Consider the following 7,630-nt stretch of genomic DNA (forward strand, 5'->3'; position numbering starts at 1 on the left):
AAAAAATTAAATTATTTTTTATAAAAAAATATAATTACGTTCATTATATTATGTGCTCATGCTAATATTTGATGATTATAAGGAAATAATACTAAAAAGGTTAAGGGAATTATATCCAGATATATCACAGAACGATGTTGAACTTGGCAGGGATTATGGTGATTTTACACTTAAAATATTCAAATTAAAGGAAGACCCGAAAATTATATTAAAAAAAATAGAGGAAAATCTTTCTGAGGATTTTATCGAAAGAATAGATTTACAGGGGAATTACATAAATTTTTTTATAAGGCCTGAAAATATGCTTGGTATAATATATAATTCCATTAAAGACTTTGGATATTTTCCAAATACATTTCAGGATACGTCCAAGGTTTTAATAGAGCATACAAGTGCCAATCCAACCGGTCCAATACATGTCGGTAGGATTAGAAACTCAATTATTGGTGACTCCATATATAAAATTCTTGAGAGGTACGGCTACAGGTCATGCACACAGTATTTTGTTAACGATTCTGGAAAGCAGGTAATATCTCTTTATCTTGGGCATGTAAAGTATCATAAAAATGAGAAACCGGATCTGCAGAACCTTCTTGATGGATACCAGAGAATTTACCGCGAAATGGAGACCAATAAATCTATAGAAAATGAAATAGAGGCACTTGCGGAAAGATACGAAAAGGGGGATAAGGAATTAATAGATAATATACAGCACGTCGCATCAATTGTTCTGGATTCTGTAAAAGCATCACTTAAAAAGATAGGTATTGAAATATCAACATATGTATGGGAATCAAACTTTATATTATACGGTGACGTTAATAAAATGCTTGAATCAATATCTGAAAATCTAAAAAGTGAGGGGAGTGCAAAATACATTGAGATTGGTGATAAAAAAATATTCCTTACAAGGGCTGACGGTACATCATTATATTTTTCCCGCGATATTGTTTATCATCTATTTAAGCAGGAAAATTTTGACTGGCTTGTTGATGTTCTTGGTGAGGACCACAAGGATCATGCGAAAAATCTTGAATATGTTTTAAAAACATTTTTTGATTTTCAGTCTAAAATAGACTTTGTTTTTTATGGATTCGTATCACTTGAAAATGGGAAGATGTCAACAAGAAAGGGAAGAATAGTCACACTTGACGATCTTTATGAAAAAACCATTGAGGAATCTGTAAAAATTATAAAGGAAAAGAGGCCGGATTATGATGAAAATTTAATAAAAAATGTGAGTGAGGCCATAGCCGCATCATCAATAAGATTTAATATTGTACGTGTAAATGCCAACAAGCCAATAGTATTTAAATGGTCTGAGGCATTAAATTTTGAGGGGGATTCAGCACCTTATATAATGTATTCATATGCAAGGGCGTGCAGTGTTCTTAGAAAATCATCAAAATCAGGGGGAGAGCTTGGTAACGATTATAATAAATATGAGAAGGATTTAATCAGGGTAATGTATTCATATCCATATTCATTAAAAAGCGCTGTCGAATTCTTAAGGCCAGATATAATCGCCAATTATCTTTTGAATTTATCAAAGGCATTTAATGAATTTTACTTAAACTGTCCTGTTATAAACACCCCTGAAGAGTCAAAAAGAATTCTGCTTATAATGGTGTACAAAAACATTATGGAGGATGCTTCAAAGCTTATAGGCATAAAGCTTCTTGATGAAATTTAAAATTATAAATTAAATTATAAAGATCAAACCTTTTTAATTGTATAATCTGTTTCACCCAATTTTTTCCTGGTTACTAAATAATAAAAAAGCTGAAAAAAATCATCTGAACTTGGTTATAGAAACAGGTCAGAATTTATTATAGAAGCTATTAGGGATAGAATTATTTTATTAAAAAAAGCTCTAATTCATAATTCTTCTGCGAAAACTATAATTATATTAATTTTATAATTAAACTTATGAAATCTATTTCCGGCCTTTATCTTGTGACATATAATTATAATAAGCCTAACCTGCTAAACATTATAGAGGATTCACTTAATGGTGGGGTTGATATAGTTGAATACATGGACACATCAGGAAAAAACATTGATTATGGTAAAAAAATCAGAAAACTTTGTGATGATTATGGCAAAAAACTCACAGTATTTAATGATATAATTTTAATGGATAACATAAATGCCGATGGCATACATTTTGCATCCAATACTGAAATAGAAAAAATTAGAGAATACAGGTCTAAATATAAAAATAAAATTTTTGGCATATCTGTACACTGCTCAAGGGAAATGGCCCTCAAATATCAGGATTATGTTGATTATATAAGCACAGGTTTATGCTTTAAAAGTGAATCAAATAAGAACGCCGAAATATGCTGTCTTGATTTATTAAAAAATATGGATGGCATTCATGTGCCTGTTTTTGCCGTTGGTGGTATAAATGACAAAAATATAGATGAGATTTTAAGGTATCCTGTCAGTGGCGTGGTTGTTGTTTCATACATAATGAACAGTTCAAATCCAAAAATGGCTGCAAAGAAACTAAAAGAAAAATTAAAACTTGCCGGCCTGTAAAATTAATAATTTATTATATAACCTATTTATCTTATATACTGGCTATTGGATAAATATTAATATGGATGTTACAATAAATTGTTATGCCAAAGACTAAAATTGTGGCCACAATAGGTCCTGCGAGTTTTAATGAAAATATATTAAAAAATATGGCCAGAAAAGGTTTATCAGTTATAAGGATAAACACAGCGCACATTGAACCTGGCTATATATTAAGTGTCAGCAAGCTTTTAAATAAAATAAATTCCGACCTAAATACCAAAATAGGCATTATGGTTGACCTTAAGGGCCCGGAACTTAGAACAGGTTTATTCAAGAGCGGTTATATAAATATAGAAGCAGGTAAAAATTATGTTATATCATCTGCAAATACAAATGCGGATATAACATTAAACCATGATATTACAAAATATATAGATGAGGAAACTGTAATTGCAATAAATGATGGAAAAATTCATTTTAAGGTACTCTCTGTAAAAGATAATGATATTACCACCACGGCATTAGATTCAGGAATTATTCACGATACATCAAGGGTTAATATCCCTGGCAGATATATAGATCTTGGGACAATAACTGAAAGAGATAAAATTTTTATTGGCGAGGGAATAAAGTCCGAGGCAACATTTTATGCACTTTCATTTGTCCAGCAGAAGGAAAATGTATACGATCTTCAGGATTATATATATGAGTCCGGCAGTTCAGCCAGCATTGTAAGCAAGATAGAAACAAAAAAGGGATATGACAATATAGAATCCATTGTTAATGCCTCTGATTTTATAATGGTTGCCAGGGGAGACCTTGGCGTGGAACTTCCTTTAAAGGAGGTTGCCATGGCCCAGAAGAAAATTATTATGGAATCACACAGAAAGGCTGTGCCAACAATAGTTGCCACACAGATGCTTGAGTCAATGGTAAATGCCGATTCGCCAACAAGGGCAGAGGTTTCAGATGTTACAAATGCAATTCTGGATGATACAGATGCCTTAATGCTTTCAGAGGAAACTGCAATAGGGAAATATCCTGTGGAGGCAGTTTCATACCTGAGCGACATATCAGAATTTGTTGAGTCCCATAAGTTAAGTTTTTCAGAACCAGAAACGATATTTACGGACCGCCTTGCCTTCTCAATATCTCTCGGGTTAAGGCGTATAGTTGAGGGCGTGGATATAAACTCAATTATAGCACTGACAAAATCAGGTCATACCGCAAGAATAATTTCATCAATAAGGCCAGAACAGGATATATACGCTGTGGTAACTTCGGAAAATCTGGCAAAGGCATTAAATCTGCTTCGTGGGGTTATACCTGTGGTGGTTCCCAAGAATTACGTAAACTCAAATAATATTTATGATATTATTAACGAACTATCCTCCAAGAATATTCTCAGGGCAGGGCAAAAAACCATTGTTATATCTGGATCACCATCGCTTATATTTGGTGGAACAAATGATATTAAGGTGCTAAATATAGGCGCATTTCTGGGCAGGGGCTATGCTGTTGGAAAAAGTATAAAGGGGAAAATTAACACTGGCAATGGTTCAGGGAATATTCTTATAGCAGATTCATATGATAAGAATGCAGAATATACAAAATTTGATGCTGTTATATTCAGGTCATGTGTGAGCGAAAGAATAAAGGATTATTTCATTAATAATAACATCACACTTGTTTATAATACAGAATTCAGCAGCAATATTATGCCTGACATGGAAATAAATGTTGATTCAGATACCGGTATAATTACATATATATAAATATATAAAAAATTTATAAATTATCAAAGAGGGAATCCCTTACAGTATTTATTTTGAGGTCTCCTCTGGAATAGTCAATATATACATTTTTTACTTTAAGGTATTCATTAATACCAAAAATGCTACCCTCACCTGCCTGTCCTGTCATCCTGAAACCTGTATGGTATCCCTGTGACGCCTCAGGGCCTGGCATATTAATATAAAGTTCTCCAAATCTTATTTTTTCTGAGGCCTCAAGCATTAATTCTGGGTCTTCTGTGAATAAATAAGAAGCCAGTCCGTATTTTGAATCATTTGCCTTTCTATAAAGTTCATCTGTTGTTGAAATTTTTTCCGTCCCTATAACAGGTCCAAAAATTTCCTCCTGGAATATTGGAGAGTCCTGGTTAACATCCTCAATAACCGTGGGTTCAAAGAAGTAGCCATTCCTATATGGTTCCTCAAGATTTGGTACATTTCCGCCTGTAAGTATTTTGTACCCGCTTTCCTTGGCATTCTCAACAACGCTTTGAATATTTTTAAGTGCGGACTTATTTATTAATGGCCCGAGGTCAGCTGTTTCTGGATTGCCTATTTTAATTCTTTTTGTAACCTCCAGGAATTTTTTCATGAACTCATCATATATATCCTCGTGAATGTAAAGCCTTTCAGCTGCAATGCATGATTGTCCCACATTAAGATATTTTGCCCATGTAATGCATTTGAGTGTCCTCCTTATATCTGCATCCTTCCAGACTATGAAAGGTGCCTTACCACCAAGCTCCAGTATAAGCTTGGCCATGTTATTTGATGCATTCTGCATTATTTTCTGGCCTGTGGATGTTGACCCGGTCATTGTTACAAGTGAAACCTTTTTATGCTGAACTATGTAATCACCAATTTCTGACCCCTTTCCTGTAATAAGATTTAAAACACCCTTTGGGACACCTGCCTCAATAAATTTTTTTACAATCCATGCAGCTGTTAACGGTGTGTCAGAACTGGGCTTTAATACTATTGTATTTCCTGTTAAAAGTGCGGGTGCGAGTTTTCTTGCAACCATTGCTGCAGGGAAATTCCAAGGTGTAATTGCTACCACAACACCGTAGGGAACCTTATACTGGAATATCTTTCTTTTTGAATTTGTACCCTCAACTATTTGGCCTGTAAGTTTTCTTTCAAATTCTGCATAATAGTTTATCTGATCAAGTACGCCGTCTACCTCATCTGAAGCCTCTCTCTTTATCTTCCCGACCTCAAGCATTAATAAATTCTCAAGCTCTTCCCTGTTCTGGGCTATGAGATGTGCTGCCTTAAACAATATCTTTGCACGCTCAGAGGTCCCAAGATTATACCACCCCTCAAACGAATCCTCTGCCGCATCAACTGCATCATCAACATCTGTCTTTGTTGCTGCTGGAAATGTATCTATAACCTGGCCATTTGCAGGATTATATTTATTTAAAACATCCTTGCTTGATGAATCCCTCCACTCACCATTTATATATATCTGCATAAGTTTTTATTACTATTCAATATAAAAACGTTTATATAAACATAAAAATGTTGAGATTACTTTTCTTTTATTAATGTTTATATTAATGCATAGATAATAAAATATTTTGATTAAATTATTAAATGAAACCAAACTTAAGAAGGTAAACCTGATTTTTTCAATAAATATATATATAAATAATTAATCTCAAACAGTAAGTTTATCGGTGATTGTTAATGAATGATGGTGATTTCATAGAACTTAGTTACGAGATGAGGGCTGGCCCAGACAAAAAATTAATATCAACAAGCAAGGAAGATGTTGCGAAGGCAGAGAATATTTTCGATGATAAGAAGAAATACAAGGATGTTGTATTAATTATTGGTAGCGAGGGCATGTTTAAGGCAATAAATGACTCATTTAAAAATGCCGAAATAGGAAAGGAATATGAGGTTGTTGTTCCGGCAAAGGATGCATATGGCCTCAGGGATAATAAAAATATTAAGGTTGTTCCAATGAGGGAGTTCCAGAGGAATAATATAACACCAGAGGTCGGCAAGGAGGTTAATATTGGCAACAAAATTGGCAGGATAATATCAGTTACCCCGGGCAGGGTGCTTATTGATTATAATCATGAACTTGCAGGTAAGGACCTGTATTATAAATACGAAATTAAAAAGGTTATTACTGACGAATCTGAAAAGGTAAAGGCCATAATAGATATGGAGTACAGTGACGCTGATGAATTTGAGGTATCATTAGAAAATGATATAATAAATATTCAAATACCTGAAAAGGCAAAATTTGATGTTAACTGGCTTGATTCAAAATATAGAATAGCAAACGACATAAGAAAATACATACCTGATAAGGATACAATAATTAAAGAGCTTTACAAGAGGGAGGAAAAGAAATCTGAGGAAGTTCAGGAATCAGAGAAAAAGGAAGAAAATAAGGAAGAAAATAAGGAAGAAAATAATGGCACCTCAGAGAATCAGGAAGTTAAAGAAAAGCAATAATGGACATTAAAAATCTTATTTCAGTAATCCTTGTTGAACCAAAATATCAGGGAAATATTGGCGCAGTTGCCAGATCCATGGCAAATAGTGGTTTAACAGACTTAAGAATAATTAAGACTATACCTGATGAGGAGGCCATGCATCGCGCCATGCATGGTGATTACATTTTAAAAAATGCAAAAATATATAATACATTTGAAGAGGCCATTAAAGGTTTTGATATAATTGCCGGAACATCAGATGTTTCAAAATCAGGGAACAAATTTAGGCGTGTCCCAGTATCACCAGAATACTTCTGGGATAATTATGGTCTGAACGGGCAGAAGGTTGCACTGGTATTTGGCCGTGAGGATAACGGTCTTCATAATTCTGAACTGGATAAATGCAATTTTTTCATAAAAATTATAGGGAATCCTGAATATCCTGTTTATAATTTATCCCATGCAGTTGCGATTATTTTATATGAAATGATTGTGAGATACTATAAAACAAATGTTATAGAGGCTAAAGATGTTATAACCTCCGAAAATTTAAATGTTTTAATGTCCAGAATCGAATATTTGTTAACCTTAGTGGATTACAAGGATTTTCAGATCAACATACTTATGACAATGCTTAATAAAATCATTGGCCGTGCCCAGATAACAGAATCTGAATTTTACAAAATAATGGGAATACTAAGACAGATCATAAACCGTCTGGAAAATAAAACGCATGAATAAAGTTTATCAATCGGTTATGCATTTATAACTAGCGTAAGGAAAATGCTAACATCAAATAGAAAAATAGATGATCTGCCAGTTACGCCATACCTGTTAAAGATAACAATGCTTTCC

General features: G+C 33.6%; 6 protein-coding genes. 5 read left to right on the plus strand and 1 reads right to left on the minus strand.

Annotated elements, in window-relative coordinates; translation table 11 throughout:
* The first annotated feature begins 58 nt into the window (after nucleotides 1-58).
* The 3 genes from argS to pyk all read left to right on the plus strand — a co-directional run bounded on the left by argS (nucleotide 59) and on the right by pyk (nucleotide 4,301).
* Complete coding sequence (gene argS, locus QXW15_RS04690; protein WP_342790032.1) at nucleotides 59-1,693, plus strand: arginine--tRNA ligase; 1,635 nt, start codon at nucleotides 59-61, stop codon at nucleotides 1,691-1,693.
* 236 nt (nucleotides 1,694-1,929) lie between these two features.
* Complete coding sequence (locus QXW15_RS04695; protein WP_287950953.1) at nucleotides 1,930-2,544, plus strand: thiamine phosphate synthase; 615 nt, start codon at nucleotides 1,930-1,932, stop codon at nucleotides 2,542-2,544.
* Nucleotides 2,545-2,627: 83 nt separating this feature from the next.
* Nucleotides 2,628-4,301 (plus strand): pyruvate kinase, encoded by a 1,674-nt coding sequence (gene pyk / locus QXW15_RS04700; RefSeq protein WP_287961213.1) that lies wholly within the window; start codon nucleotides 2,628-2,630, stop codon nucleotides 4,299-4,301.
* Between the two features lie 13 nt (nucleotides 4,302-4,314).
* Here the strand turns inward: pyk and QXW15_RS04705 are convergent, their stop codons facing one another.
* A complete protein-coding gene (locus QXW15_RS04705) occupies nucleotides 4,315-5,796 on the minus strand; it encodes a D-glyceraldehyde dehydrogenase (protein WP_048100775.1) in 1,482 nt (493 codons plus the stop codon).
* 215 nt (nucleotides 5,797-6,011) lie between these two features.
* Here QXW15_RS04705 and QXW15_RS04710 point away from each other — a divergent pair, with 215 nt between their 5' ends.
* Together QXW15_RS04710 and QXW15_RS04715 are read left to right on the plus strand one after the other, a co-directional pair.
* A complete protein-coding gene (locus QXW15_RS04710) occupies nucleotides 6,012-6,794 on the plus strand; it encodes a peptidylprolyl isomerase (protein ID WP_287954989.1) in 783 nt (260 codons plus the stop codon).
* On the plus strand, nucleotides 6,794-7,516 hold the full coding sequence (locus QXW15_RS04715; protein WP_048100777.1) for an RNA methyltransferase: 723 nt from the start codon (nucleotides 6,794-6,796) through the stop codon (nucleotides 7,514-7,516). The genes QXW15_RS04710 and QXW15_RS04715 overlap by 1 nt, the downstream gene beginning before the upstream one ends.
* Nucleotides 7,517-7,630: the final 114 nt, after the last annotated feature.

It is taken from the genome of Acidiplasma sp., from assembly GCF_038728925.1.
GTDB classification, from domain to species: domain Archaea; phylum Thermoplasmatota; class Thermoplasmata; order Thermoplasmatales; family Thermoplasmataceae; genus Acidiplasma; species Acidiplasma aeolicum.